Genomic DNA, 26,214 nt, shown 5'->3' with positions numbered 1-26,214 from the left:
GCAGGCTGCCTGACGGTTCCTCACGAATTGTGCCCGGTGCCCCGATGGTGACGCAGCCGTTCCGCCGAGCCCCCCCCGCGGAGGCGGAGCCTCAGGTCCGGCGGGCCAGGAGCAGGCGCCAGTGGGGGGTGCCGTCCGGGCGACGGCCGAAGTGGGTCAGGGGGACCGTCTCCACCGTGAAGCCGGCCGCCCGGAGGTCCTCGCGGACCGGGCCCAGCGGGAAGGTCCGGTAGTACATGACGAACGGGGGACGCCACACCGCGTTGCGCACCCGCATCGCCGCGTCGAAGCCCGTCGTCGCCCACCACACCGGGGAGCCGAGCGGCAGCGGGGCGCCGATCGGGAAGGCGAAGACACCGCCCTCGCGCAGTGCGGCGTGGATCCCGGAGAAGAGCGCGGGCCGCTCCTTCGGGAGGAAGTGGCCGAAGGCGCCGAAGCTGACCGCCAGGTCGTACGTGTCCGTGAGGGCGGCCGGCAGGGCCCGCGCGTCGGCCCGTACGAAGTCCACGCGCCCGGCGTCCGCGCCGTACCGGCGGCCGGCCTCCGCCAGCATGCCCGCGCTGAGGTCGACGCCCGTCACCCGGCCCCGGCACAGTCGGCGCAGCATGTCGATCCCGGCGCCCGTGCCGCAGCACACGTCCAGGCCGGTGTCGAAGCCTCCCACCACCTGGGCGAGCGTCTCCTCGACCGCGTCGAGCATCCGGTCGGGGGTGCGGAAGGGGGTGTGGTCGAACTTCGGCGCGAGGAGGTCGTAGCCCCGCTCCACCGAGGAGAGGCCCTGCACTGCCAGTTCGCGGACGCTCGGCCCGTGGGAGGAGAACACGCTCCCAGCCTATGCCGCGGGGTCGCGCACACACGTGTACGGCGGCCGCGGTGGCTCCCCCTCCGGGCCACCGCGACCGCCGTTCCCCCGTACTCCCCCGTGGTTCCCCCGTACGTCTTGCGCGTGCTACGGGCGCGGACCGGACGCGTGGTTGTCCAGCGTCCGGATCTCCTCGCCCGCGACCGGCGGCGTGACGGGCGGCGTGACCGGAGCCGCAGCCGGGTCCTCGGTCTTCTCCAGCGGCTTGATCTCGATGCCCGAGGCGTGGTTGTCCAGGGTCTCGATATCGACGCCCGAGGCGTGGTTGTCGAGCGGCTTGAGGTTCTCGTTCGTCGTCATCGAATCTCCTGATGAATGGGTAGGGCTGGGCCCGTTCGGCGATTCCCCCGATGACCGCCGAACGGGTAGTCCACCAACCGGCCCGGATGCTCCCCCGAGGCGCCGGGTCGATGCACCTATCGTGTCGGACGGCGATAAACGAACGATGAACGCCGCGTTCAACCGGCGTCCCCGCAGCTCAGGCCGCGACCTCCGAGGCCAACAGGGCCTGTACCTCGCTCAGTTCGGTCGATCGCAGCTGCGTGAAAACGGCCTCCGCGTCCCGCCAGCAGGCCCGCGCGCGGTCCCGTTGTCCCAGCCGCCGCAGGGCCTTGCCGAGCACCGTCAGGACCGTCGCCCGGCGCCACTCCCCGCCGATCCCGCGCAGTGCGATGGCCTGCTCGGCGTGCGAGGCGGCCAGGGTGGGCCGGCGCGCCGCCAGGTGGGCCTCGGCGAGCCGGAAGTGCGTCACGCCCTCCCACAGCGGCTGGCGGTTCTCGTGGAACAGCGACAGCGCCTCGGCGAGCTGCGCCAGCGCCTCGCCGAGTCGGCCCGCCTGGGTGAGGGCGATGCCGAGCGCGTAGCGGCCGTTGGCCAGGCGCAGGCTCAGACCCATCCGGTCGTAGATGGCGATGCCCTGCTGGGCCAGGTCTATGGCGCTGGGCAGCCGGCCCAACTCCACGTGGATGCGGGAGAGGTTGCACAGGGCGCTGGCCTCGCCGACGTTGTTGCCGTCGGCGCGGAAGCATTCGATGGCCTGCAGCAGGTAGCGCTCGCCGTCCGCGTGCCGGCCCTCGTAGAGGGCGATGATCCCCCGGTCGTTGGGGGCCCAGCACATGGGCAGCGGGTCGCCGGCCTCGCGCGCGAGCACGGTGGCCCGGGCGGCCTCGTCGTCGGCCTCGGCGAAGCGGCCGGCGACCAGGTGGACGTTGGTGAGGGTGGTGCGGGCGCGGCCCTCGGCGTACGGGTCCTTCGCGGCCTGGCCCGCGTCGCGCAGGGCGACGGCGGCGGACTCGTACTGCCGGGAGTTGGCCCCGGACTCGGCGAGGTCCTTCGCCGCCCACAGCAGGTCCACGGCCCGGCGCAGGACCAGCGATTCGCCGCCGCGGACGGCGGCCTGCCGTACGCACGCCAGCAGCGGGTCGGCCTCGGCGTACAGCCAGTCCAGGGCGGCCCGCGGCTCGGCGAAGACCAGCCCGGGGTAGTGGGTGTCGGACAGGTGCGCGGGCAGTCGGTCGCCGGGGCGTTCCAGGGCGTAGACCCCGGACGCGGTGGCCAGGTAGAAGTCGAGCAGCCGGTCCAGGGCCGCCTCGCATCCGCTCGGCGGCTGCTCGTCACGCTCGGCGCAGGCACGCGCGTAGAGGCGTACGAGGTCGTGGAAGCGGTAGCGGCCGGGAGCGGCGGATTCGAGCAGGGAGCAGTCGACCAAGGCTTCGAGGAGGTCCTCGGTGTCGTACTCGGGCAGGTCGAGGACGGCGGCCGCCGCCGAGAGCGAGATGTCGGGGCCGTCGGCGAGGCCGAGCAGGCGGAAGGCGCGCTGCTGGGCGGGCTCCAGCTGGCCGTAGCCGAGCTCGAACGTGGCCTTGACGGCGAGGTCGCCGGCCTGGAGCTCGTCGAGGCGGCGACGCTCGTCGGCGAGCTTGGCGGCCAGGACGGAGACGGTCCAGGTGCGGCGGGCGGCGAGCCGGGAGGCGGCGATGCGGATGGCGAGCGGCAGGAAGCCGCAGGCGCCGACGACGTCGAGGGCGGCCTGGCGTTCGGCGCGTACGCGTTCCTCGCCGACGATCCGGGTGAAGAGCTGGAGGGCTTCCTCGGGGCTCATCACGTCGAGGTCGACGAGATGGGCCCCGGCGAGGCCCGCCATGCGGACCCGGCTGGTGACGAGGGCGGCGCAGCCGGCGGTGCCCGGCAGCAGCGGTCGGACCTGGGCGGCGTCGCGCGCGTTGTCGAGGAGGACCAGGACGCGGCGGCCGTCGAGGATGGAGCGGTAGAGCGCGGCCCGGTCGGCGGGGGAGTCGGGGATGGCCGTGTCGGGGGTGCCGAGGGCGCGCAGGAAGGAGCCGAGGACGGCCTCCGGTTCGGCGGGGCGGGCCTCGGTGCCCTGGAGGTCGACGTAGAGCTGGCCGTCGGGGAAGTGCGGGCGGGCGGCGTGGGCCACGTGCACGGCGAGGGTGGTCTTGCCGACGCCGCCGATGCCGGCGAGCGCGGAGACGGCCATCACCTGGTCCAGGGCGCCGCCGGACAGGATGGTGCCGAGCTCGTCGACGAAGCTGGCGCGGCCGGTGAAGTCGGGGACGGTCGCAGGCAATTGGGCGGGCCTCACATGAACGGTCGCGGCGGCCGGGGCCGGGTCCTCCGCGCGGGCGAGATCGGCGTCGGCGTTGAGGATGCGCTGCTGGAGCGCGGCCAGTTCCGGGCGGGGGTCGACGCCGAGCTCGTCGGCGAGGAGCCGGCGGGTGTCGGCGTAGACGGCGAGGGCCTCGGCCTGCCGGCCGCTGCGGTAGAGGGCGAGCATCAGGAGCTCGCGCAGGCGTTCGCGCAGCGGGTGGGCGGCGGTGAGGGCGGTGAGCTCCGAGACGGCCTCGGCGTGCTGGCCGACCTCCAGGTCGAGGTCGAGGCGGGTCTCCAGCAGCTGCAGGCGCCATTCGGCGAGCCGGATGCGCTCGGTCTCCGCGTGCGGGCCGGGGACGCCGGCGAGAGGCTCCCCCTCCCAGAGGCCGAGGGCGCGGGTCAGGAGCGTACGGGCGAGGGAGCGGTCGCCGGCGGTCCGGGCCACCTCGGCGTCGGCGGCGAGGCTGCGGGCGACGCCGAGGTCGAGGGTGGCGGTGGAGCGCAGCCGGATGGCGTAGCCGCCGGACTCGGTGACGAGGAGGCCGGGGGCGACGACCTTGCGCAGGCGGGAGGCGTACGTGCGGATGGTGGCGAGGGCCTGCTGCGGCGGGTCCTCGCCCCAGATGGCGTCGATGAGTTCGGGCGCGGTGGCGGTGCGGCCGTCGCGCAGCAGGAGTACGGCGAGCAGGGCGCGCTGCTGGGGGGTGCCGGAGGGCAGGACCTCGGCGCCGCGCCAGGCGCGGACGGGCCCGAGGACGGCGAACCGGGACTCGCCGGGGCCGACGGTGCCGGCGGGTCCTGCGGCGGTGGCGTCCCTGTCCGCGGTGGTTCCGGTGGTTCCGGTGGTTCCGGTGGTTCCGGTGGCGCTGGTGGTTCCGGTGGTGCCTGCGGTGGTGCTCGTGGCGGAGTCGGTCGGGGCGCCGGCCGCGGGTGCGCGGGTCGCGCGTGCGGGGGTCGTCCCCGGGCCGACTTCGGGTACGACGGCAGCCGTACGGGCCTCGGGATGTTTCCGCGGGCTCGGGATGGCCGGTACGCCGTCCATCTGTCGTCCCCCTGCCTTCCGTCGGTGTAAGGGTCAGTCTGCCCTGTATCGCGCGTACACGTCAGCCCGTACATGACCGATCACCGGCCAACTAGCTGACGGTTCGTCAGATCAGCGCTACGGTATAGGCCATGGAGACCTTCCCGAAGATCATCTCGGTGGACGACCACACGGTGGAGCCCCCGCACGTCTGGCGGGACCGGCTCCCGTCCAGGTATCGCGACATCGGTCCCCGCGTCGTCCGCGCCCCGTTGAAGGAAATGACCTTCCTCGGCGGGAAGTTCGCCCCCGTGATGGGGGCCAAGGGCGACGACGGCCCCATCGGCGACTGGTGGGTGTACGAGGACCTGCACCGGCCGCTCACCCGCCTCGACACCGCTGTCGGGTACGACCGCGACGAGATCAAACTGGAAGTCATCACCTACGAGCAGATGCGCCCCGGGTCCTTCTCGGTTCCCGACCGGCTCGCGGACATGGACGTCAACCACGTCCAGTCGGCCCTCTGTTTCCCGACCTTCCCCCGCTTCTGCGGCCAGACGTTCACCGAGGCCAAGGACCGTGAGCTGGGACTCCTCGGCGTGCGGGCCTACAACGACTGGATGGTCGAGGAGTGGTGCGGCCCGGACGCCCGGGGCCGCCTCATCCCCCTCACCCTCATCCCGCTCTGGGACGCCCGCCTGGCCGCCGCCGAGGTCCGTCGCAACGCCGCGCGCGGGGTGCGCGCGGTCGCGTTCTCCGAGATACCCCCGCACCTGGGCCTCCCCTCCATCCACACGGACGACTGGGACCCTTTCCTGGAGGCGTGCAACGAGACCGGCACGGTCATCGCCATGCACATCGGCTCCTCCTCGCGCATGCCGTCCACCTCGGCCGACGCGCCGCCGGCGGTCGGCTCCACCATCACCTTCGCCAACTGCTGCTTCTCGATGGTCGACTGGCTGATGAGTGGCAAGTTCGAGCGCTTCCCCAACCTGAAGATCATGTACGCGGAGGGCCAGATCGGCTGGATCCCGTACATCCTCGAACGCGCGAACGTCGTCTGGGAGGAGAACCGGGGCTGGGGCGGAGTCGCGGACAAGGTGCTGCGCCCGCCGTCGGAGCTGTTCGCCGAGCACGTCTTCGGCTGCTTCTTCGACGACGCCTTCGGCCTGAAGAACCTCGACTCGATCGGCGTCGCCAACGTCCTCTACGAGACCGACTACCCCCACTCCGACTCCACCTGGCCCAAGTCCCGCGAGGTCGGCGAGAGCCAGATGGGCCACCTGGCGCCGGACGTGGTGGACCGCATCGTGCGCGGCAACGCGATCGACCTGCTCGGGCTCACACCCGACGGCCTGTGGGCGGGGCCGGGGGTATGAGCCCGCGGTCCTAGGGCATGTCCGCAGGGCGTGGCCGGCCCCCTCCACCGGCCACGCCCGCCTTCGGGGCGGCGCGCCCGGCCCGCGGCCCGGCCACGAGCAGCAGCGCCGTGGCCAGCCCCGCGACCGTCAGCACCGGCAGCAGCACCCGCACGTCCACGAAGGTCACCAGCGCCGCCCCCAGGGCCAGCGCCAGCGCGTTCGGTACGAAGATCAGGGTGTTGGCCGTGGCCGCCGCGCGGCCCAGCGCGGCGCCGGGGACCTCGCGCTGCACCGCCGTCAGCGCGGCGATCAGCACACACGGCAGACCGGCGCCGATCGCCGCACTGCCCGCCAGGGCCACCGCGTCGTACGGCAGCGCCCGGACCCCGACGCCCACGGCGAACAGGGCCACCCCGGCGGCCGTGAACACCCGCTCCGGCAACCGGCGCAACAGCGGGCCCGCCACGATCCCGCTCAGGACCGAACCCGCGCCCTGCACCGCGTACAGCACCCCCACGTAGGTGGGCGCGTGCCCCAGCACGTCCCCGGCGACCGCGTAGATCACCGCGCCGTTCAGCCCGGCCAGGAACATCACGGCCGCGCCGGCCGACACCAGCGTGCGCGGCGCCGGCTCCTTCCACAGCTGCCGCCCGCCCTCCCACAGCCGCGCGAACCCCGGCGCCCCGGCCCGGATCCGCTCCCGCTCCGGCTGTTCCTCGCGCACCCGGAGCAGGGCGAAGATCCCCGCCGCCAGCGCGAAGGTCACCGCGTCGAGCAGGGCCACCGAGGCCCCGCCGAAGCGGGCGAACAGCCCCGCGCCCACCAAGGGCGCGATCAGCTTCATGCCCTCGTCGGCGGTGAGCCGCAGCCCGTTGAAGTCCCCCAGGAGTCGGTGGCCGACGGCCTGCGGCACGAGAGCCGCCTCCGCCGCCCCGTGCACGGTGCCGCAGATCCCGTACACGAGCAGGACCGCGAACAGCAGCCACACCCGCCCCGGCGAGTCCAGCAGGGTCAGTACGGGCAGCAGTGCGGCCATCACGAGCCCGAGGCCGACCAGCAGCGGCCGCCGCGGCACCCGGTCGGCGAGCGCCCCCAGCGCGGGCCCGGCCAACACCGGCGCCCACAGGGTGAACACGGTCAGCGCCGCGAGCGCGTCCGACCCGGTCAGCGACTTCACCCAGACCCCGGCGACCAGCCACATGGCGGTCGTACCGAACCCCGAGACCACCACCCCGGACAGGTAGAGCCCCGCGTTGCGGTCCCGCAGGACCTTCCCCATGCCCACGCCTCGATCGATCACCGGCCCAGCCTGTGTCCTAAGGAGGGGCCCGGGGATCGGGCAGACGCCCTAGGCCGTCTCTTTCGGATCTTGCCGGGCCCGGCCCGCCCGGCACGACACCTCGCCGCGTTGTCGGGGCACTCGAGTACGTCCAGTACACGAGCGCCCCTCCGCCTTGCGATGCACCGCACCGGACGACCCGGGCTCACCCGATCAAGATCCGAAAGAGACGGCCTAGAGGCGGCGCCCGCGTCTGCCCGCACGGGCGAGACGGAATCCCGTCCGCGTCACATCCGGACACCCCCTAGCATCGGGCCGTGCCCCGACTCCAGTTGCTGCGCTTCGACCACGCACCGGCCCTGCTCGCCTTCGAGCGGGAGAACCGGGCCTACTTCGCCGCTTCGATCCCGGACCGAGGGGATCGCTACTTCGCCGACTTCGACCGGCGGCACGCCGCGTTGATGGCCGAGCAGGCCACCGGGCTGTGCTTCTTCCACGTCCTGGTGGCCGGCGACGGCGAGGTGGTGGGGCGGGTCAACCTCGTCGACGTGGCGGACGGTTCGGCCGAGCTCGGGTACCGGATCGCCGAACGGGCCACGGGCCGGGGTCTGGCCACGGCCGCGGTCCGGGAGGCCCGCGACCTGGCGGTCGCGGAGTACGGACTGGCCGAGCTGCGGGCCGTCACCACGCTCGACAACACCGGCTCGCGCGCCGTGTTGGCCCGTACGGGATTCGTGACCACCGGCGAGGTGGACCTCGACGGCCGTCCGGGCCTGAGTTTCGTATGCGACCTGCGGGTCGAAACCGTGTGAGGCACGGGCCGGGAGCCGTCCGCGGCCTTGCAACCGACCCGGCCGCCGGGGCATGCTTCGCCAGGGCAAAGCGGGAGGATGATCATGCCGGTGGACAAGCGGACCGTCGTGACGGCGGTGCTGTGCGCGGTGGCGGCCCTGGGGGCTTCCGCCGCGGTGGCCAAGCTCGCCCCGCCGCCGGAGGCGGTCCCTCCGGTACGGGCGAAGGCCGCGCCGAGCGCGTCCCCGACGGGCCCGTCCTCGCGATCGCACGTGGCGAAGCCCCAGCTGTCCGCGGCTCCCGGTGCCACCCTGCCGCCGGCCGTCACCCCGCAGCCCGGCGGGCCCGCGGCCTTCACCGGCGCTCTGTTCACCGATGGCCTGGACAGTGATCACTTCTGCACGGCCACCGTGGTGAGCAGCCCCGGCCGAAACATGATCATCACGGCCGGGCACTGCCTGCTCGAAGGGGACCAGCGCGACGGAAGCGCGGTCTTCGCGCCCGCGTACGCCAACGGCGTCGCCCCGTACGGCACATGGAAGATCGAGGAAGTCTTCGAGGACGCCCGCTGGGCCGAGGGTACGGACGACGACTACGACCTCGCCTTCGCCCGCCTCGCCCCCGACGCCAAGGGCCGCACCATCGAGGACGTGACCGGCGCGGCCGTCCTCGACACCAGCGGCCGCGCGGGCGAGCGGGTCACCGTCACCGGTTACCCCGCCGACCGGGGCATCCCCCGTACCTGCACCTCGGTCGCCGTCCGCGAGAGCGCCACCCAACAACGCTTCGACTGCGCCGACTTCCCGGGAGGCACCAGCGGCAGCGCGTGGATCGCCGGCGACGGGAAGATCATCGGCATCCTCACGGGCGGCGACACGGACGACGTGTCGACCAGCACGGTCCTCGGCGAGTACGCGGCCTCGCTCTACGCCAAGGCCACCGCGAAGCCGTAGGCGGCGTCGGCGCGGGGTGCCCGGCGCCGGGCGGCGCGATCCGCCGAGCCCCGGCGGATCAACGGATCAACGGATCGTCGGATCAGGTCATCGGCAGTATCCCGTGCGCAGGAAGTCGCGTCGGCCCGGTTCCCCGAGGTCCAGCGGGATGCCGACATGGCTCGGCAGATCGGTGAAGAGGGCGTTCGGCAGGATGAACTCGCGGCCGGTGTACCTCTCCCGCACGCTCTGCCGGTCGGCGGGCCGGCACACGAACGGATTGGCGTACGTGTTGTACCCGAGCCCCACACCGGTGTTGAGGAACCCGGCGTCCTGGCATCGGAACAGCGCGCCCCGCAGCGCCGAGGCGTCCCGGTCGCCCCGGTAGCGGGCCTGGAAGTTCGCGAAGCACGTCGAGGAGTCGGCGCCGTCGTACGGGGACGGGCCGGCGGCGGCCAGCGCTGCGAGGAAGGAGCGGTTGCAGCCGATCTCCGCCGACGGGGCCTCACCCGCGAGCAGCGCGTCCCGACGGCAGCCGGTGACGTCCTCGAACGCCCCGACGACGTCCTCGTCCCGGTCCAACCGGGAGTACGCGACGACCAGGTCGCGCTGCGCCGCGAGCGGGTACGCCCTCGTCGTACCGAACTCCTCGTCGAGCAGCCGGAACCAGGTCTCGAAGGCCGGTACCTGCGCGCGGACGCCGGCCGGAAGCGTGTAGACCGCCAGATCGGTCGGCGTCGTCCAGTTGTCCAGACCCGGGTATCCGACGTAGGACAGGATCCCGATCCCGACCTTGGCCGGCTGGTCGCCGTAGCGTGCGCGCAGTTTCAGATACTGCTCGAGATCGGTACTGGAGCCGGCCCAGGCGTAGCGGAAGCCGCTCGGGTACGGGGAGGTCTGGCCGCGGGCGTGCGTGGTCCCGAAGAGGGAGGGGGCCACGCACCGGACCTCGCGCGCCTCCCACGCGGCCCGGTACTCGGCCGGTGTGGAGACGCACGGCGCGGTGGGGTCTCTTGTGCCGTCGCGGGAGAGCGGGTACGCGCTCGGCGCGCCCAGGAGGAGCAGTCCCGCGACGAGGACGGCCAGCGCACGGGCGCGCGATCCAAGGGATCGTTGTCTCTTCATGGGGCTCGGTCTCGAAACGGGCGCCCGGCCCCGCGAGCCAACTGCGCCACCCGGCCCAGCGACTCCGGGTCTAGGCCAGCAGCCCCAGGTGGACCGGTTCCGCCGAAGCGGCGGCCAGGAGGTCCGGCAGGCGTGGGGGCCACAGGGGTTCGCCCAGGGTGGCCAGGCGCTGCGGGGAGAGCCACTGCCAGTGGATGTCCGGGGCCTCCAGGACCGGTTCGCGGTGCGGGCCGGTGGTGACGAAGATGTGCTCGTGCTGACGGACCGGGATCCCCTGGTGCGTGAAGTCGTGCTCCCAGGTGCAGAGCAGCCGTTCGGGCTCCAGGTCCGTCCAGCCGGTCTCCTCGCGCAGCTCGCGCCGCACACAGTCCTCGGGAGACTCGCCGGGGTCGATGCCGCCGCCGGGCGGCAGCCAATGGATGCCCACCTCCACGTTGTCCTCCCGGAAGAGGAACACGGACCCGGTGGGGGACAGGATGACAACGCGCGCCGCGTGACGTGGAGTTCGCATCATCGATTCAATGTACGCCGGTGATCGGTTCCGGGGGATGGGCTTGCACCTGGCCTTTTAACGCTGTTTGCCCGCCCCGCCCCCGGACCGGTCATCGCGACCGCCCCAGCCCGTCTTGGCCCGCCCCGGCCCGCCCCGATCCGCGATCCGCTACGCCGCCGCGAGCGCCAGCGTCGGCGACAGTCGGGCCGCGCGCACCGCCGGGTAGAGCCCGGCCAGGGTGCCGATGGCCAGGGTGGCGGCGAAGCCGCCGGTCACCGCCCAGAGCGGGACCACCCAGGGCAGGTCGCCGGCCCGGGCGTAGACGGCCGTGGCCGCGCCGCCCAGGGCGATGCCCGCCAGGCCGCCGAGCCCGGACAGCAGCAGGGACTCCGTCACGAACTGGATCCGGATCTGCCCCTTCGTGCCGCCCAGGGACCGTCGTAGGCCGATCTCGTGGCGCCGCTCCAACACCGAGATGATCATGGTGTTGGCGACGCCTACCCCTCCCACCAGCAGCGCGATCCCGCCCAGTCCCAGCAGCAGCGTGCTGAACGCGCCCTCCGTGGCCGCCTTCGCCTGGAGCGCCGCCGACGGGTCGGTGACCTGCACCGCGCTCGGGGTCTGCGGGTTGGCCGTCCGCGGGATGAGCGCGCGGACCGCCGCCACCCGCTCGTCCGCCGACCGTTCGTACACGGCCGTCGGGTGCCCGCCGAAACCCAGCAGCCGCTCGGCCGCCTCCCAGCCGATCAGCGCCGAGCGCTCGATCTCCGGTGCCAGCGGGACCGGCTCCAGAATGCCGGTCACCGTGAAGTACCGGCCGCCGATGAAGACCTGCTGACCCGGTTCGGTGATGCCGAGCCGACGCGCGGAGACGTCCCCGAGCACCACCGACGGGTAGCGGCCGGTGGCCGCGTTGAGCCAGGTGCCGCTCGCCATCCGCGCGCGCAGCGTGCCCAGCAGGTCGTCCTTGGCGGCCTTGAGCACGATCCCGCCCGTCTCCCCCTTCGGGATGTTCTCGGACCGGCGTACGGACTCGGGCACGTCACCGGTGGTGCCGACCGACTCGACCCCCGCGATCCGGGAGATCATGCCGGGGGCGTCCTTGGGCAGCTCGGTGTCCTGCCCGGTGAACATCCCCTCGCCCGGCTTCGCGACCAGCATGTTCGTGCCCAGCTTGTCGAGCTCCCGCAGGAGCGCGGCTTGGCTGGAGGAGGAGATCCCGACCACCGCGATCATCGTCGCGATGCCGATGGCGATGCCGAGCGCGGACAGGAAGACCCGCGTCGGGCGGGCGCGCAGGCCCGCCGACCCGACGTGCAGCACGTCCCGCGGGGACAGCCGCGGCGGTTTCAACCGCCGGGCGGGCATCCGCGTACGGGCCCGTGACCCCGTACGGGGCCTCGCGCGGCTCATGACGCCACCCCCGCCCCGTTCCGCAGGTCCGCGACGATCTCCCCGTCGCGGATCCGGACCTGCCGCGGCAGGCTCGCCGCGATCTCCTGGTCGTGGGTGATCACCGCGATGGTGGCCCCGTCCCGGTTCAGCTCGCGCAGCAGCTCCATCACCGATTCTCCGGAGGCGGTGTCCAGCGCGCCCGTCGGCTCGTCGGCCAACAGCAGGTCCGGCGCACCCGCCACCGCCCGGGCGATCGCCACGCGCTGCTTCTGCCCGCCGGACAGCTGGTGCGGCCGGTGGTCCATCCGGTCGCCGAGGCCCACCCGGTCCAGGGCCTGCGCGGCCCGGCGCAGCCGTTCGGCCCGCGGGAGGCCGCTGTAGAGCAGCCCCTCGGCGACGTTCGCCCGGGCGCTGATGCCGGGCACCAGGTGGAACGACTGGAAGACGAAGCCGACGTGCCGGGAGCGCAGGGCCGACAGGGCGCGGTCCGGGAGGGCCGCGATGTCGTGGCCGGCGATCCGTACGCCGCCGGCCGTCGGGCGGTCCAGGGTGCCGACGATGTGCAGCAGGGTGGACTTGCCGGAGCCCGACGGGCCGACGATGGCGAGGAGTTCGCCGGCGGTGATCGTCAGGTCGACCCCGCGCAGGGCCGCGACCCCGCCCGGGTACTCCTTGGTGACCCCGGTCAGCTCCACGACCGGGTGCGCGGGCATGGGTGCCGTCGGATCGGTCGCCTCGGTCGCCTCGGTCGGATCGGTGCTCGGATCCGACATCGGGTCCGTCCTCGTCGTGGCCGTCACAGTTTCGGGATCCCCACCTGCATGCCCTCGGTGAGGGCGGCGCCGGTCACCTCGACCCGGCCGTTGCCGAACATGCCGAGCTCGACCGGGACCTCGCGGACCCGGCCGTCCTGCACGACCTGGACGCCGAAGCCACCGCCCGCGAGCGCGAGCAGTGCGTTGACCGGAACGGAGAGGACGCCCTTGCGGGTCTCCCCGGTCAGGCCGACGGTCACCGGGGATCGGTCCGGGGCGTTCACCTCGGCGGGCCGGTCGAAGGTGACGACCACCTCGACCTGGGCCTTCCTGTCGCCACCGCCACCGCCACCGCCACCGCCGCCACTGCCACCGCCCGGGCCGCCGGCGCCACCGCCGTTCTTGTCGTCGGGCTGCCCGGCCCCGCCCACCGAGTCGATCTTCCCGGTGGCGTTGCCGCCGCCCGGCAGCCGTACGGTCACCGGGTCGCCCGCCTTCGCCGCTCCCGCCTTCACCGCGTCCAGCTGGAAGCGGACGATCCGCTCGGTGCCCGTCACCGTCAGCACCGGCTTGCCCGGCGCCAGTTCGTCACCGACCGCCGCGTCGCCCGCGCCCACCCGCTGCGGACCCGAGGCGAAGGCGATGTCCTCCTTGCCGACCTCGCCCGTCTCCGCCGCCTTGTGCGCCTTCTGCCACCGCTTGACCGCCGTGGCCGTACCCGCGGTGAAGGTGCCGTCCTGCGGGTCGAGCCCGGTCCCGTACCCGAGGGCCTGCAGATTGCGCTTGAGCTGCTCGACGTCCTCGCCCTTGTCGCCGGCCCTCAGCGGCCGGTACATCGGCGTGGACCCGTACATGAGCCGCACCGCCCGGCCGTTGACCTCGTACAGCTTGCCGTCCCGCTCCACCGCCGAGCCCGCGTCCGCGGTCCACGTCAGCACGCCCGGCCCGGCCGCGTTCAGCTTGCGCTCCCGCGCGTAGCCCAGGGTGCCCTCCACCTGGAGGCCCGAGCTGAGGTCGCCGCGCCGGACCGGCGCCGTGGCCGGCGGCAGTCCGCCGGCGGCGTGCCGCTCCCGCTCGTCCGTCTCCTGCTGCGGCTGCGCCATGACGGCCCAGCCGCCGCCCGAGACGGCCAGTACGGCGGCCAGCGAGGCCAGCAGCCACTTGGCCCGCTTCCTCATCGGCCGGTGTCGCACTTCTTCTGGGCCTCCTCGAAGGCCTTCTCCTGACCCTTGGGGATCTCGGTGGCGCTCTTCATGCCGCCCTCGTGGTACTCAGGGTCCTTCAGGGCGACGCCGTTCTCGCGCATGCACCGGATCCACTCCAGCTCCTTGTCCTTCTCCTCCTGCGTGGGCTCCCGGCCGGCGCCCGAGCCGGTGCTCGCGCCGCAGGCCTTCATGGCCTCCTGCATCTTCTGCGGGTCGGCGTCCCCGCCCACCGTCATCCCGCGCGGATCCTGGCCGGGCTCCGGGTCGGGCACGTCCACGCCGTGCTCGCGCAGGCACTGGCGCATCTTCACCGCGTTGTCGGCCACCGTCCCGGAGTCGCCGCCGGCGCCCGCAGAGGAGTCCTTCTTCCCCGCCGACGCGTCGTTCGCGCAGGCGGTGGCGAACAGGGTCAGCCCGGTGACGACCGCGGCCGTGGTCATGATCAGGGATCGCTTCATGGGCCCGAGCCTGCGGTGAAAGGGCCTTTCGCTTCCCTCTCGCCCCCTGCTTACAACGGCGAAATACCGATCTCCGGTAAAGAGGACGCCATGCGCGTACTGGTGGTGGAGGACGAGGAATTCCTCCGGGAGATGATCGCCGAGGGGCTGCGCCGCGACGCGCTCGCCGTCGACGAGGCGAGCGACGGCCTGGAGGCCCTGCGGCGGCTGCGCCTGGGCGAGTACGACGTCCTCGTCCTGGACCGCGACCTGCCCGGCCTGCACGGCGACGAGGTCTGCCGGCAGGTCGTGCGCGAGCGGCTGCTGACCCGTGTCCTGATGCTGACCGCCTCCGGGACCGTACGGGACCGGGTCGAAGGCCTCGGTCTCGGCGCCGACGACTACCTCACCAAGCCCTTCGCCTACGACGAGCTGCTCGCCCGCGTCCTGGCCCTCGGCCGGCGGGCCCGCCCCGCCCTGCCGCCCGTACTGGAGCGTGCCGGGGTCGCCGTCGACACCGCCCGACGCAGCGCCACCCGCGACGGGCACCGGCTCGCGCTGTCCCGCAAGGAGTTCGCCGTGCTGGAGGCGCTGCTGCGCGCCGAAGGGGCCGTCGTCAGCAACGACGACCTGATCGAGCAGGTGTGGGAGCAGGACACCAGCTACTCCACCAACGCCGTCCGTGTCACCCTCAGCAAGCTCCGCGCCAAGCTGGGCGAGCCACCGCTGATCGAGACCGTGCCGGGCGCGGGCTACCGGATCGCGGCCCGGTGAGGGGCCGCCCGTCGTGGCGGCGGCTGCGGACCGAACGCGGCCGCCTCACCGCCCTGTACGGCTCCCTGCTGCTCCTGGCGGGCGGCGGCCTGGTGGCGCTGGTCTACGTCCTCGTCGGACAGGGCCTCTACGCGAGCGTCAGCGGGGCCGTCCGTACGGTGAGCCCGGCCTACGTCGTCCGGTCGCCCGGACCCGTCCCCGGCCGGACCCTCGCCCCGGGCTGCCCTTGCGAACCGGCGAAGGCGCTGCCCCCGGGGCAGGCCCCCAGCGCCGAGCAGCTGAGGAGCTACGCGTACACGCAGAACCTCTCCGACGCCGTCACCGACGCCACCCGGCACCGGCTGCTCATGTACTCCCTCCTCGCGTTGGCCGTCTTCGCCGTGCTGTCGATCTGGCTCGCCTGGTGGATGGCCGGCCGGGTGCTGCGCCCCGTCGGCGTGATCACCGAGACGGCGCGCCGGCTGTCCGGGGAGAACCTGGACGAGCGGATCTCCCTCGACGCGCCGCCCGGCGAGCTCAAGCAGCTGGCCGACACCTTCGACGCGATGCTGGGGCGGATGGAGCAGCTGGTGTCCGCGCAGCGGCGGTTCGCGGCGAACGCGGCGCACGAACTGCGCACCCCGCTCGCGGTGCAGCGGGCGGCGGCCGAGATCGGCCTGGCGGGGGATCCGTCGCCGGAGAAGGTGGCCCGGATCCGGGCCAAGCTGATCGGGGTCGCCGACTCCAGCGAGCACCTCATCGAGTCCCTGCTGCTGCTCGCCGTCTCCGAGCAGGGGTTGGAGTCCACCGGCCCGGTGGACCTGGCGGCGCTCGCGGCGGCCGAGTTGGCGGCCTGTCCGCAGGAGGGGCTGACCGTCGTACGGACCCTCGCGCCGCTGACCGTGTCGGGCGACCGGACGCTGCTGGGGCACCTGCTGCGGAACCTGCTGATCAACGCGGTGCGCCACAACCGCGCCGACGGCCGGATCAGCGTGTCCACGTCCGTCGAGGGGGAACTGACGGTGGCGAACACCGGGCCGGTGATCGATCCGGCGGACGTGCCGGGGCTGCTGGAGCCGTTCCGCAGGCGCGCCGAACGGCTGCACACCGTGGGTGAGGGCGCCGGGTTGGGGCTGTCGATCGTGGCGTCGATCGCGCGGGCGCACGGGGCGGAGCTGGTGGTGCGGGCCGATCCGGCCCCGGAGGGCGGGCTGACGGTCCGGGTCCGCTTCCCGCCGACCGACGAGGCGCGCACGTCGTAGCCACCCGGGCTGCGGGAGCCCGCTGATGTACGGTCGGAGGAATGAGCAAGCACGTCCGAGCCCGCTCCCGCCCGCCCCGTAAGCCCGGTGCGCCCCGTAGCACCCGCCGGGTGGCTCTTGCCGCCGTGCTCGGTCTGGCGACCTTCACGGCCGGCTGGATCCACGTGGCCCAGGACCCGGACAAGGCCGCCGGTCCCCGGCCGCAGGCCCGCGCGGACGCCCGCCCGCAGGCCGAGGACCGTGCCGCGCGTGACGAGCGGCGGGCCGCGCAGCAGGCCGCCCCGCACGCCGCCCCGCCGGCACCCGCCCCGCAGGGCCTGCCCGGCGTCAGCGAGCGGACCCTGACCCGGATCCCGGCCGAGTCCCGGCAGCTGATCCTGGTCACCGGTCGGGCGATGGACTCCTCGGAGTCCACGGCCGCCTTCTACACGCGCCCCGCGGCCGGCGCCGACTGGGTCAAGGCCATGAGCTGGCCGGCCCGCAACGGGGCCAACGGCTGGTCCGTCGAACGTACGTACGGAGACCTGACCTCGCCGATGGGCGTGTACGCGCTCACCGACGCCGGCGGTCTGCTGCCGAAGCCGCCCGGGACCCGGCTCCCGTACGACGAGGACAACGGCTTCGTCGCCACCGGCCTCGGGGTGAACGGGGAGTCCCTGGTGGGGTCCTTCGACTATGTCGTCGCCATCGACTTCAACCGCAGGCCGGGCCGGTCCCCGCTGGACCCCGTCATGCCGGACGGCGAGGACAAGGGCGGCAACATCTGGCTGCACGTGGACCACGACGGCCCCTCGCAGGGCTGTGTGGGCATCCCGAAGGCGGCCATGAAGCAGGTCCTGGAGACCCTCGACCCGGCGGCGAAGCCGGTCATCGTGATGGGGCCGGCAGGCTTCTGACGCGGGAGGCGCCGGCGAGGCGGGGCCGCAGCAGCAGTCCGATGTAGGCGAGGTCGAAGACGCCGCACAGGATCCCGAGACCGAGGATGAACGGGGCGTCCTCGATCACGCCGAAGAGCAGGGTCGGGGCGAGCGTGCCCAGCCATTTGGCGACGGCGATGGTCAGGGACTGGCCGAGCGGCCCCCGCCGGGAGACGTAGAGGGCGATGAACAGCCCGGACATGAGCAGGTTCTGCAGGAACGCCGAGTAGCGGGACGCGTCGTGCGCCCCGAAGTGCGCCAGGAACAGCCACTGCACGGCGAACCCCGTACCGAAGATCAGGACCGACCAGGTGGCGAAGAGCGGCCTGGTCACGAAGTCCGGCAGCTCGGCCCGCCCGAAGCGCAGGTACGTGTAGACGATCACCAGGTCGGCCACCGCCCACACCACGTCGACCACGCCCTGCGGGGAGAGCCCGACCGAGAACTCGCGGACGGCGTAGGTGCTCTCCCAGGCGAAGTTGAGCGCGAGCGCGGCGACCGGCATCGCGTACGTCCGGTCCCGCAGCCCGACGCGGATCGCCTCCACGTACACGAGTGTCCAGGCGATCCCGCTGACCAGCGTGAGCATCAGATCCACGCGCGCACCCTAGCGAGGGGAGGGGGTGAGCGGAACGGGGCCGGGAGGCCCGGTTCGGCCCGGGGTGTGTCGCACCCCTTGTCTGACGATCCGTCAGCTACGACGATGGCCCCGCACCGATATGACGAATCGGCAGACGAAGGCGAGGCGGGCCCGCCATGGCGCGCGTATTTCCGCAAGGTCGGCTGGTCTACGGGATGCAGCTCCCGATCCAGTCGCAGAGCACCATCTACGCCGAGCCCTGGGAGGCGTCGGCCACCGCCGCCGATCTCGCCGGGATCGCACGGGCCGCCGACCGGGCCGGCTTCGGATACCTGGCCACCTGCGACCACGTGGCCATCCCCCGGCGGCTCGCCGGGCCCATGAGCACCGTCTGGTACGACCCGGTCGCCACCCTGTCCTTCCTCGCCGGCATCACCGAGCGGGCGCGGCTGCTGAGCCACGTCGCGATCCTGGGCCTGCGCCATCCACTGATCAGCGCCAAGCAGTACGCCACCCTCGACCACCTCTCCGGCGGCCGGTTGATCCTCGGGGTGGGTGCCGGGCACGTGCAGGAGGAGTTCGAGATCCTCGGCGTGGACTTCGCGCGCCGCGGGGCCGTCCTCGACGAGACCCTGGACGCGCTACGGGCGGCGCTCGGGCCCGAGGAGTACCCGGAGTTCGAGGGCGAGCTGTTCTCCTTCAAGGACCTCGGCCAGCTGCCCCGACCCGCCCAGGAGCGGATCCCCGTCTGGGTGGGCGGCTCCTCGCCCGCCGCCGTGCGCCGCGCCGCGGTACGGGGCGACGGCTGGCTCCCGCAGGGCGACCCGCGCGACAGGCTTCCGGGGCAGATCGCCCGGATCGAGGAACTCCGCGAGGCGGCGGGGGTCACCGACCCCATCGAGTTCGGCGCGATCACCGAGGCGCTGTACATCGGCGAGCCCGACTGGGACACCGGCCGTCGCACCCTCACCGGCAAGGCGGAGGCGCTCGCCGAGTCCCTGCGGGAGTACAAGGCGCTCGGCGTGGACCAGATCCAGGTGCGCTTCCGTAGCCGCGACCGCGCCGAACTCGTCGACCAGATCACCGCTTTCGGGGCCGAGGTGGCCCCCCTCCTCAACGACTAGGGGCTGACGGATCATGGGCAAGCTGGACGGGCGCGTCGTCATCATCACCGGCGCGGCGCGCGGGCAGGGGGAGCAGGAGGCCCGGCTCTTCGCCGCCGAGGGCGCGCGGGTGCTCCTCGGCGACGTGCTGGACGAGCAGGGCGCGGCGGTGGCCAAGGACATCGGCGAGGACCGGGCCCGGTACGTACGGATGGACGTGAGCCGCGAGGAGGACTGGGCGGCCGCCGTCGCCGCCGCGAAGGAGACCTTCGGCCCGATCGACGGCCTGGTCAACAACGCGGGCATCCTGCGCTTCAACGAGCTGACCGCGACCCCGCTGGAGGAGTTCCAGCAGGTGGTCCAGGTCAACCAGGTGGGCGCCTTCCTCGGCATCAAGGCGGTGGCCCCCGAGATCGCGGCGGCCGGCGGCGGCACCATCGTCAACACCTCCTCGTACACGGGCCTGACGGGCATGGCGTACGTGGGCACGTACGCCGCGACCAAGGCGGCGATCCTCGGCCTGACCCGGGTGGCCGCGCTGGAGCTGGCGGCCAAGAACATCCGGGTCAACGCCATGTGCCCGGGGGCCGTGGACACCCCGATGGCCAACCCGGGGCTGCTGGACCCGGCGAACATGACCGACGAGGCCAAGGACGCGATGGCCGAGCTCTACAAGCGGGTGGTCCCGATGGGGCGGGTGGGGCAGCCGGAGGAGATCGCGAAGCTGGCGCTCTTCCTGACGGCCGACGACTCCTCGTACATCACCGGCCAGCCGTTCGTGATCGACGGCGGCTGGATGGCGGGCGTCAGCATTCTCTGATGGGGCGTCAGGTATTGACGCTCGCACCCTCGCGGTGGAACAGTCGAGACATCAAATCTGACGGAACGTCAGAAACCAAAGGACGGTGAACCCCCTTGGAATTCGGGCTCTTTGTGCAGGGATACGTGCCTGAGGCGCGGTCCAAGGTCGACCCCGAGGCAGAGCACAAGGCGCTGATCGAGGAGACCGAGTACGTCATACAGGCGGACAAGTCCGGCTTCAAGTACGCCTGGGCCTCCGAGCACCACTTCCTGGAGGAGTACTCGCACCTGTCGGCGAACGAGGTGTTCCTCGGGTACCTCGCCCACGCCACCGAGCGCATCCACCTCGGATCCGGCATCTTCAACCCGCTCGCCCCGGTGAACCACCCGGTCAAGGTGGCCGAGAAGGTCGCCATGCTCGACCACCTCTCCAAGGGCCGCTTCGAGTTCGGCACCGGCCGCGGCGCCGGCAGCCACGAGATCCTCGGCTTCCTGCCGGGCATCGAGGACATGAACGGCACCAAGGAGATCTGGGAGGAGACCATCGCGGAATTCCCCAAGATGTTCCTCCAGGAGGAGTACGAGGGGTTCCAGGGCAAGCACTGGTCGCTCCCGCCGCGCAAGGTCTTCCCCAAGCCGTACGGCAAGGCCCACCCGGCCATGTGGTACGCCGCCGGCTCCCCGTCCTCCTACGCGATGGCGGCGAAGAAGGGCCTCGGCGTGCTGGGCTTCAGCGTGCAGAAGGTCTCCGACATGGAGTGGGTCCTCGACCAGTACAAGACGGCCATCCGGGAGGCGAAGGCCATCGGCGCCTTCGTCAACGACAACGTCATGGTCACCTCGACCGCGATCTGCGCCGAGACCCACGACAAGGCCGTCGAGATCGCCGTCAACGCCAACATGAACCGCTTCCAGTCGCTGGTCTTCCGCTACCACGACACCTTCCCGCGGCCCGAGGCGATCCCGCAGTGGCCCGAGACCCTGCCGGAGTACAACGCGGAGATCATCGAGCTCCTGATCGCCGAGGAACTCCTGATCTGCGGCGACCCGTCGGAGGTCCGCGCCCAGTGCAAGCGCTGGGAGCAGGCCGGCGCCGACCAGCTGTCCTTCGGCCTGCCGACCGGCGTCTCGCCCGAGGACACCATGACGACGATCAAGCTGATCGGCGAACACGTCATCCCGCACATCGACACGGACCCGATCCACCGAACGACCCGCTTCCGCCAGGCCGTCTGACCCGGCGGGGATACGGGGACGGCGTCTTCCCGGACCGCCGTCCCGCACCGGCCCCGGCCGGGCGGCCACCGGCCGGGGCACGCGGGGGCTCCGCCCCCGCAGCCCCGCGCCTCAAACGCCGGCGAGGCTGGGAATTTCAGCCCCGCCGGCGTTTGAGGCGCGGGGTGTGGGGCGGAGCCCCACGAGACGGGCCGCAACGCGAACTCCGGCAGAAGGGACGTCATGCTCGACCACCTGATCAAGGGCGCGACCGTCGTGGACGGCACCGGCGCCCCCGCCCGCGTCGCAGACGTGGGGATACGCGACGGCCGGATCGCGGCGATAGCCGCACCCGGCACCGTCACCGAAGAGGCCCGCACCACCGAGGACGCCACCGGGCTGGTCCTCACCCCCGGCTTCATCGACCCGCACACGCACTACGACGCCCAGCTCTTCTGGGACCCCTACGCCACGCCCTCCATGAACCACGGCGTCACCACCGTCGCCGGCGGCAACTGCGGCTTCACCCTGGCCCCGCTCAACCCCGCCCGCCCCGAGGACGCCGACTACACCCGCCGCATGATGAGCAAGGTCGAGGGCATGGCCCTCAAGGCCCTGGAGGAGGGCGTCGACTGGACCTGGTCCACCTTCGGCGAGTACCTCGACGCCTTGGAGGGCCGGATCGCCGTCAACGCCGGGTTCATGGTCGGCCACTGCGCCCTGCGCCGGCACGTGATGGGCGAGGACGCCGTCGGCGGCCAGCCCACCCCCGAGCAGATGCGGCAGATGCTCGACCTCTTCCACGACGCCATGAACGCCGGCGCCTGGGGACTGTCCACCACCCAGTCCTCCACCCACTCCGACGGTTCCGGCGCCCCCGTGGCCTCCCGCCACGCCCGCCCCGCCGAACTGCTCGCCCTGTCCGAGGCCGTCGCCGAACACGAGGGCACCCAGTTGGAGGCGATCGTCGCCGGCTGCCTCGACCAGTTCTCGGACGACGAGATCGACCTCTTCGTGGAGATGAGCGCCGCCGCCGGCCGGCCCCTCAACTGGAACGTCCTCACCATCGACGCCTCCGTCCCCGAACGCGTCCCGCGCCAGCTCATCCCGAGCGAGCGCGCCCGCAAGGCCGGCGGCCGGATCGTCGCGCTGACCATGCCGATCCTCACCCCCATGAACATGTCGCTCGGGACCTTCTGCGCGCTCAACCTCATCCCCGGCTGGGGCGAGATCCTCGGCCTGCCCGTCCCCGAGCGGATCGCGAAGCTCCGCGACGCCGACGTACGCGCCGAGATGCTGCGCCGCGCCGACAGCAAGGAGGCCGGAGTCTTCCGGCGCCTCGCCCACTTCGGCCGGTACGTCATAGGCGACACGTACAGCAAGGAGAACGAGGGCCTCTCCGGCCGGGTCGTGAACGACATCGCCGCCGAACGCGGCCAGGACCCCTTCCACTGTCTGGTGGAGATCTGCGCCAACGACGACCTGCGCACGATCCTCTGGCCGATGCCCACCGACAACGACCCGGCGAGCTGGGCCCTGCGCCAGGAGACCTGGCAGCACGAGGACGTCATGCTCGGCGGCTCCGACGCCGGCGCGCACCTGGACCGGATGTGCGGAGCCCCGTACACGACCCGCTTCCTCGGCGACTGCCTGCGCGGACGCAAGCTCGTCCCGCTGGAGCAGGCCGTACGCATGCTCACCGACGACCCGGCCCAGTTGTTCGGGCTGCGCGAGCGCGGCCGCCTCGCCGAGGGCTTCCACGCCGACCTGGTCCTCTTCGACCCGGAGCGGATCGAGGCCGGTCCCGCGACCCTGGTCCACGACCTGCCCGGGGACAGCCCGCGGCTGGACGCGCGGGCCATCGGCATCGTCTCGGTACGGGTCAACGGCGTGGAGACCATCCGCGACGACCAGGTGACGGGGGCCGTGCCGGGCATCGTGCTCCGGTCCGGCCGGGACACGAGGACGGTGAGCACCCGTTGAACGCACAACCCCTGTACATCGGCGGCGAGTGGGTGGAGCCGGCCGGCGGCCACTACGACGTGGTGAACCCGGCCGACGAGTCGGTGGTCGGGCTCGCCCCCGAGGCCTCGCGCGAACAGGTCGCGGACGCGGCCCGCGCCGCGGCCGAGGCCTTCGAGAGCTGGTCGCGCACGGCGCCGGAGACCCGGGCGGCGATCCTCGACCGGGCCGCGGACATCATGCAGCGCGAGTTCGAGCCGTGGACGGCCCTGGCCCAGGCGGAGACGGGCGCCCCGACCGGGATCGCGCGCGGGATGCAGGTCGGCGTGGGCGTGGCCCGCTTCCGCCGGTACGCCAAGGGGGCGCTGGAGCCGGTCGAGAAGGGCCTGCCGCCGCAGGTCACCGAGGCCGGTCCGATGGGGAGGGCGAGCATCCTGGGCGCGCTGGAGGTCCGCCAGCCGGTCGGCGTGGTCACCTGCATCACCTCCTACAACAACCCGTGGGCGAACCCGGCGGGCAAGGTCGCACCCGCCCTGGCCATGGGCAACACGGTCGTCGTCAAGCCGGCCCCGCAGGACCCGCTGTCCGTCTTCCGGATGGCGCAGGCGCTGCACGAGGCCGGCGTTCCGGCGGGCGTCGTCAACGTGGTCGGCGGGCAGTCGGTGGAGGTCGGCGAGGCAGCCGTGGACTCCCCGTACGTCGACATGGTGTCCTTCACCGGCTCCACCGGCGTCGGCCAACGCATCGCGGAGGTCTGCGGCCGCACGATGAAGCGGCAGCTGATGGAACTCGGCGGCAAGGGCGCGGCCGTCGTCATGGACGACGCCGACCTGGACGCGGCGGTGATGGGCATCGGCACCACCTTCTCCTTCTACTCCGGCCAGATCTGCACCGCTCCCACCCGGGTGATCGTCCACCGGTCGGTCTACGAGCAGCTCGTCGAGAAGCTCACCGGCTACCTGGCCTTCATGAAGGTCGGCGACCCCGCCGAGCGGGGCACGGTCGTCGGCCCGGTGATCTCGGCGGCGCACCGCGACCGCGTGGAGTCGTACATCGAGCTGGGGAAGAAGGAGGGCGCGCGGATCGCGTACGGCGGCGAGCGCCCCGTGGTCGGCGACGGCCGGGGCTTCTACGTCGCCCCGACCCTGCTCGTGGACTGCACCAACGACATGCGGGTGGTCCGTGAGGAGATCTTCGGCCCGGTCGTCGTGGTCGTCCCCTTCGACGGCGACGAGGACGAAGCGGTCCGGCTGGCCAACGACAGCGACTTCGGCCTGCTCAGCTACGTGTGGTCCGGGGACTCGGCGCGCGCCTTCCGCATCGCGCGGCGGCTGCGCGCGGGCGGGGTCGGCGTGAACACCATCGGCCGCAACATGGAGGCCCCGTTCGGCGGCTTCAAGCGCAGCGGGGTGGGCCGCGACGTCGGCTCGTACGCCCTGCACGCCTACAGCGAGGTCCAGTCGATCGTCTGGCCGGGCTGAGACGGCGGCGCCGGGTCCGGCCGGGGGCGGGTGGCCCCCGGCCGGACCGGGTCATGCCCGCGGGGCGGGCGGGGGTGGGCGGTGGCCGAGCGCCTCGGCCAGTGCGGCGTTGCCTCCGCGATAGGTGGCGAAGGTCTTCGGGTCCTGCGTCTCCAGCCGTCGCAGGGCGGCGTCCGCCCGTGCCCGGGGCGGGACGTCCTCGTCGGGCAGCCGCCACTCGAAGTACAGCGATCCGCCGGTGCCGGGAGGCGGCGCGGACGGCGTGTACCTGAGCCGCACCACCGTCGTGTCCGTATCGCTCCGGTCGGTTCCGATCCAGCCGGGCGTCATGTCCCAGCGGGTCGTCAGTTCGGGCCGGTCGCGCAGGCCGGCCGCGATCAGGCGGGCGGTGCTGCGCGCGGGCCGGCACCAGGAGTGGTCCTGTTCGGTGCGGGCGAGCTCGGCGTCGTAGGCGGCGGCGTCGAAGCGGTACGCGGGCGGGGGCGGGCCGATCGCGCCGCGCCAGCCGTCCCACACCACCTCGTCGCCGTCCCGCCGGATCGTCACGTACAGCGCGCCGCAGCAGCCTTCGGTGCAGTAGGCCTCGCAGAGCTGTACCTCGCGCGGCTCCGCCGTGGCACGGAGCCGGCCGCTGTCGATCAGGTACTCGGGCGGGTGGCCCCGGCCCCTGCCGAACAGCGCGGGGACCAGCGGGATCCCGTCGATCAGGATCCGGGTCTCGATGCCGTCGTCGTCCTCGGGACCGTGGACGACGACCAGCTCCCACCGAGGCGGGTCCCCGGCCTGCTCCGTGCGGGCGAAGGGGAGGTGCCGGTTGCGCCGGAACCAGTCCGCCCGCCGGTCCGCGGGTACGGGCTCCGGCGCGGCCGCGGGCAGTAGCCGGTCCAGGGCGTCGAGCAGGGCCCGGCGCCGTCCGGGCCGCCAGTTGAGGAGGACGGCGGGGCCGCTGTGCAGGTCGAGGGCGACCGACAGCAGCAGCGAACGGTGCTCCGGGGTCGGGGGCAGCCGGTCGGCGTGCCGGACCAGGGCCTCGTACACGGATCGGGCGGGCCGGTAGTCGAGGACGTCGGCGCGGCTGTCCGACCGGTCGGCCATCCGGTGCAGCAGCCGGCCGGTCAGCGCGAGCAGCTCGGCGTCCTGCGGGCGGGCCCGCAGCAGCCCGCGCAGGTCGGCGGCCTCGGCGATGCGGCGGGCGAGCCACATGGCCTGCGGCTCGTCCGGCAGGGAGAGCAGCGCCGACCGGACGGCCTCCGTGTCGCCGGAGGTGATCGCCTCGGTCAGCGGGGTCAGCCGCTCGGAGCGGTCGCGGACGCGGATCACCAGCAGGGCGGCGGCCTGCCGGTCGAGCGGGTCGAGTGCGGCGATCGCGGAGTCCGCCAGCCCGCGGAGCATGCCGAGGGCCTTGAGCCAGGGCACGTCCTCGGGCTCGCCGAGGCGGATCAGCAGGGCCATGCCGACCCCGACGGCCGCCGCGTCCGTACCGGTGCGGATCAGCTGCCGGGCGGTGCGCCGGGCGGCGTCCTCGTCGGCGAGCGCCAGCCGTGCGGTGTGGGCGCGCAGGGATCGGTGGGTCAGGGCCAGTTCGGCGACCCGCCGGTGGACGGCCTCCGCGGCGCGTACCGGGTCGGGGTCGGCGAGCGGGGGCGTGAGGGCGTCGGTGACTTCGGCCCCCGCCTGTTGCCAGGTCCGGTCCTTGCGGCCGGGCCCCGGAGGCGGTGGCCCGTCGGGCAGCGGAAAGCCCTTGTGGGGGACCGTGCCGTCCGGCTCGATGCCGTGCCGGAAGAGGGCGTAGTCGTACAGGGACGTCGTCCGGGGGGCGAGCGGCTCGCGCTCGTCGCGGACGCTCATCGGGCGGTGTGGGACTCGATTCCGT

The 26,214-nt window shown here is 73.2% G+C and carries 23 protein-coding genes; 11 read left to right on the top strand and 12 right to left on the bottom strand.

Annotated features, from left to right (window positions below; translation table 11 throughout):
* Nucleotides 1-91: 91 nt before the first annotated feature.
* From OG624_RS18160 to OG624_RS18150, 3 genes are all read right to left on the bottom strand, one after another.
* The gene (locus OG624_RS18160; protein ID WP_033223745.1) at nt 92-823 is read right to left on the bottom strand and encodes a class I SAM-dependent methyltransferase; all 732 of its coding nucleotides are present in this window, start codon (nt 821-823) and stop codon (nt 92-94) included.
* 126 nt (nt 824-949) lie between these two features.
* Nucleotides 950-1,162, bottom strand: a complete 213-nt coding sequence (locus OG624_RS18155) for a hypothetical protein (RefSeq protein ID WP_033223746.1) — start codon at nt 1,160-1,162, stop codon at nt 950-952.
* Nucleotides 1,163-1,340: 178 nt separating this feature from the next.
* Nucleotides 1,341-4,514: an AfsR/SARP family transcriptional regulator gene (locus tag OG624_RS18150; RefSeq protein ID WP_371639596.1), complete on the bottom strand. Its 3,174-nt coding sequence runs from the start codon at nt 4,512-4,514 to the stop codon at nt 1,341-1,343.
* Between the two features lie 131 nt (nt 4,515-4,645).
* Here OG624_RS18150 and OG624_RS18145 point away from each other — a divergent pair, with 131 nt between their 5' ends.
* Nucleotides 4,646-5,872: an amidohydrolase family protein gene (locus OG624_RS18145; protein WP_033223747.1), complete on the top strand. Its 1,227-nt coding sequence runs from the start codon at nt 4,646-4,648 to the stop codon at nt 5,870-5,872.
* 10 nt (nt 5,873-5,882) lie between these two features.
* Here the strand turns inward: OG624_RS18145 and OG624_RS18140 are convergent, their stop codons facing one another.
* Complete coding sequence (locus OG624_RS18140; protein WP_051763549.1) at nt 5,883-7,133, bottom strand: MFS transporter; 1,251 nt, start codon at nt 7,131-7,133, stop codon at nt 5,883-5,885.
* A gap of 317 nt (nt 7,134-7,450) precedes the next feature.
* Here OG624_RS18140 and OG624_RS18135 point away from each other — a divergent pair, with 317 nt between their 5' ends.
* Both OG624_RS18135 and OG624_RS18130 read left to right on the top strand, forming a co-directional pair.
* A complete protein-coding gene (locus tag OG624_RS18135; RefSeq protein WP_266352191.1) occupies nt 7,451-7,945 on the top strand; it encodes a GNAT family N-acetyltransferase in 495 nt (164 codons plus the stop codon).
* 84 nt (nt 7,946-8,029) lie between these two features.
* Nucleotides 8,030-8,878: a trypsin-like serine peptidase gene (locus tag OG624_RS18130; RefSeq protein WP_033223828.1), complete on the top strand. Its 849-nt coding sequence runs from the start codon at nt 8,030-8,032 to the stop codon at nt 8,876-8,878.
* An 87-nt stretch (nt 8,879-8,965) separates the two neighbouring features.
* Here OG624_RS18130 and OG624_RS18125 read toward each other — a convergent pair whose 3' ends face one another.
* The 6 genes from OG624_RS18125 to OG624_RS18100 form a co-directional block, all read right to left on the bottom strand.
* On the bottom strand, nt 8,966-9,982 hold the full coding sequence (locus OG624_RS18125) for a hypothetical protein (protein WP_033223749.1): 1,017 nt from the start codon (nt 9,980-9,982) through the stop codon (nt 8,966-8,968).
* 70 nt (nt 9,983-10,052) lie between these two features.
* Nucleotides 10,053-10,496: an NUDIX hydrolase gene (locus OG624_RS18120; RefSeq protein WP_244290894.1), complete on the bottom strand. Its 444-nt coding sequence runs from the start codon at nt 10,494-10,496 to the stop codon at nt 10,053-10,055.
* Nucleotides 10,497-10,643: 147 nt separating this feature from the next.
* Nucleotides 10,644-11,888 carry an ABC transporter permease gene (locus tag OG624_RS18115; protein ID WP_244290895.1) on the bottom strand — a complete coding sequence of 415 codons (1,245 nt, stop codon included), beginning with the start codon at nt 11,886-11,888 and terminating at the stop codon, nt 10,644-10,646.
* Complete coding sequence (locus OG624_RS18110) at nt 11,885-12,583, bottom strand: ABC transporter ATP-binding protein (protein WP_266445390.1); 699 nt, start codon at nt 12,581-12,583, stop codon at nt 11,885-11,887. Before OG624_RS18110 ends, OG624_RS18115 begins: the two co-directional genes overlap by 4 nt.
* 83 nt (nt 12,584-12,666) lie before the next feature.
* Nucleotides 12,667-13,803, bottom strand: a complete 1,137-nt coding sequence (locus OG624_RS18105; protein ID WP_371639595.1) for a peptidoglycan-binding protein — start codon at nt 13,801-13,803, stop codon at nt 12,667-12,669.
* A complete protein-coding gene (locus tag OG624_RS18100) occupies nt 13,800-14,288 on the bottom strand; it encodes a hypothetical protein (protein ID WP_033223753.1) in 489 nt (162 codons plus the stop codon). Before OG624_RS18100 ends, OG624_RS18105 begins: the two co-directional genes overlap by 4 nt.
* A gap of 90 nt (nt 14,289-14,378) precedes the next feature.
* Here OG624_RS18100 and OG624_RS18095 point away from each other — a divergent pair, with 90 nt between their 5' ends.
* From OG624_RS18095 to OG624_RS18085, 3 genes are read left to right on the top strand one after another with little or no spacing between them, the layout of a single operon-like run.
* Nucleotides 14,379-15,041 (top strand): response regulator transcription factor, encoded by a 663-nt coding sequence (locus OG624_RS18095; RefSeq protein ID WP_030717426.1) that lies wholly within the window; start codon nt 14,379-14,381, stop codon nt 15,039-15,041.
* Nucleotides 15,038-16,282 (top strand): sensor histidine kinase, encoded by a 1,245-nt coding sequence (locus tag OG624_RS18090; protein WP_371639594.1) that lies wholly within the window; start codon nt 15,038-15,040, stop codon nt 16,280-16,282. Before OG624_RS18095 ends, OG624_RS18090 begins: the two co-directional genes overlap by 4 nt.
* Before the next feature lie 41 nt (nt 16,283-16,323).
* On the top strand, nt 16,324-17,178 hold the full coding sequence (locus OG624_RS18085) for a L,D-transpeptidase family protein (protein WP_371639593.1): 855 nt from the start codon (nt 16,324-16,326) through the stop codon (nt 17,176-17,178).
* On the opposite strand, the gene OG624_RS18080 is transcribed toward OG624_RS18085, so the two are convergent.
* Nucleotides 17,150-17,788, bottom strand: coding sequence for a transmembrane-type terpene cyclase (locus OG624_RS18080; RefSeq protein ID WP_244290902.1), 639 nt, complete (start codon nt 17,786-17,788; stop codon nt 17,150-17,152). The genes OG624_RS18085 and OG624_RS18080 overlap by 29 nt on opposite strands.
* Before the next feature lie 167 nt (nt 17,789-17,955).
* On the opposite strand from OG624_RS18080, the gene OG624_RS18075 reads away from it, so the two are divergent.
* The 5 genes from OG624_RS18075 to OG624_RS18055 all read left to right on the top strand — a co-directional run bounded on the left by OG624_RS18075 (nt 17,956) and on the right by OG624_RS18055 (nt 24,341).
* The gene (locus OG624_RS18075; protein WP_202507370.1) at nt 17,956-18,903 is read left to right on the top strand and encodes an LLM class F420-dependent oxidoreductase; all 948 of its coding nucleotides are present in this window, start codon (nt 17,956-17,958) and stop codon (nt 18,901-18,903) included.
* 13 nt (nt 18,904-18,916) lie between these two features.
* Complete coding sequence (locus tag OG624_RS18070) at nt 18,917-19,702, top strand: SDR family NAD(P)-dependent oxidoreductase (protein ID WP_033223756.1); 786 nt, start codon at nt 18,917-18,919, stop codon at nt 19,700-19,702.
* 95 nt (nt 19,703-19,797) lie between these two features.
* Complete coding sequence (locus OG624_RS18065) at nt 19,798-20,919, top strand: LLM class flavin-dependent oxidoreductase (RefSeq protein ID WP_266352184.1); 1,122 nt, start codon at nt 19,798-19,800, stop codon at nt 20,917-20,919.
* A gap of 222 nt (nt 20,920-21,141) precedes the next feature.
* Nucleotides 21,142-22,881 carry an N-acyl-D-amino-acid deacylase family protein gene (locus tag OG624_RS18060; RefSeq protein WP_266442073.1) on the top strand — a complete coding sequence of 580 codons (1,740 nt, stop codon included), beginning with the start codon at nt 21,142-21,144 and terminating at the stop codon, nt 22,879-22,881.
* Nucleotides 22,878-24,341: an aldehyde dehydrogenase family protein gene (locus OG624_RS18055; protein WP_161290082.1), complete on the top strand. Its 1,464-nt coding sequence runs from the start codon at nt 22,878-22,880 to the stop codon at nt 24,339-24,341. Before OG624_RS18060 ends, OG624_RS18055 begins: the two co-directional genes overlap by 4 nt.
* Nucleotides 24,342-24,392: 51 nt before the next feature.
* On the opposite strand, the gene OG624_RS18050 is transcribed toward OG624_RS18055, so the two are convergent.
* Nucleotides 24,393-26,189, bottom strand: coding sequence for a hypothetical protein (locus OG624_RS18050; protein ID WP_371639592.1), 1,797 nt, complete (start codon nt 26,187-26,189; stop codon nt 24,393-24,395).
* Between the last annotated feature and the right edge of the window lie 25 nt (nt 26,190-26,214).

Origin of the sequence: Streptomyces virginiae, from assembly GCF_041432505.1 — a bacterium.
In the GTDB taxonomy this organism is placed as follows: Bacteria; Actinomycetota; Actinomycetes; order Streptomycetales; family Streptomycetaceae; genus Streptomyces; species Streptomyces virginiae_A.
This window is presented reverse-complemented; position numbering and strand designations above follow the sequence as displayed.

Coding starts and splice junctions, on each gene's coding strand:
- OG624_RS18070 (WP_033223756.1), top strand. CDS start 18,917: ATGGGCAAGCTGGACGGGCGCGTCGTCATCATCACCGGCGCGGCGCGC.
- OG624_RS18115 (WP_244290895.1), bottom strand. CDS start 11,888: ATGAGCCGCGCGAGGCCCCGTACGGGGTCACGGGCCCGTACGCGGATG.
- OG624_RS18085 (WP_371639593.1), top strand. CDS start 16,324: ATGAGCAAGCACGTCCGAGCCCGCTCCCGCCCGCCCCGTAAGCCCGGT.
- OG624_RS18110 (WP_266445390.1), bottom strand. CDS start 12,583: ATGCCCGCGCACCCGGTCGTGGAGCTGACCGGGGTCACCAAGGAGTAC.
- OG624_RS18050 (WP_371639592.1), bottom strand. CDS start 26,189: ATGAGCGTCCGCGACGAGCGCGAGCCGCTCGCCCCCCGGACGACGTCC.
- OG624_RS18140 (WP_051763549.1), bottom strand. CDS start 7,133: ATGGGGAAGGTCCTGCGGGACCGCAACGCGGGGCTCTACCTGTCCGGG.
- OG624_RS18155 (WP_033223746.1), bottom strand. CDS start 1,162: ATGACGACGAACGAGAACCTCAAGCCGCTCGACAACCACGCCTCGGGC.
- OG624_RS18150 (WP_371639596.1), bottom strand. CDS start 4,514: ATGGACGGCGTACCGGCCATCCCGAGCCCGCGGAAACATCCCGAGGCC.
- OG624_RS18060 (WP_266442073.1), top strand. CDS start 21,142: ATGCTCGACCACCTGATCAAGGGCGCGACCGTCGTGGACGGCACCGGC.
- OG624_RS18100 (WP_033223753.1), bottom strand. CDS start 14,288: ATGAAGCGATCCCTGATCATGACCACGGCCGCGGTCGTCACCGGGCTG.
- OG624_RS18095 (WP_030717426.1), top strand. CDS start 14,379: ATGCGCGTACTGGTGGTGGAGGACGAGGAATTCCTCCGGGAGATGATC.
- OG624_RS18120 (WP_244290894.1), bottom strand. CDS start 10,496: ATGATGCGAACTCCACGTCACGCGGCGCGCGTTGTCATCCTGTCCCCC.
- OG624_RS18105 (WP_371639595.1), bottom strand. CDS start 13,803: ATGAGGAAGCGGGCCAAGTGGCTGCTGGCCTCGCTGGCCGCCGTACTG.
- OG624_RS18075 (WP_202507370.1), top strand. CDS start 17,956: ATGGCGCGCGTATTTCCGCAAGGTCGGCTGGTCTACGGGATGCAGCTC.
- OG624_RS18125 (WP_033223749.1), bottom strand. CDS start 9,982: ATGAAGAGACAACGATCCCTTGGATCGCGCGCCCGTGCGCTGGCCGTC.
- OG624_RS18130 (WP_033223828.1), top strand. CDS start 8,030: ATGCCGGTGGACAAGCGGACCGTCGTGACGGCGGTGCTGTGCGCGGTG.
- OG624_RS18080 (WP_244290902.1), bottom strand. CDS start 17,788: ATGCTCACGCTGGTCAGCGGGATCGCCTGGACACTCGTGTACGTGGAG.
- OG624_RS18145 (WP_033223747.1), top strand. CDS start 4,646: ATGGAGACCTTCCCGAAGATCATCTCGGTGGACGACCACACGGTGGAG.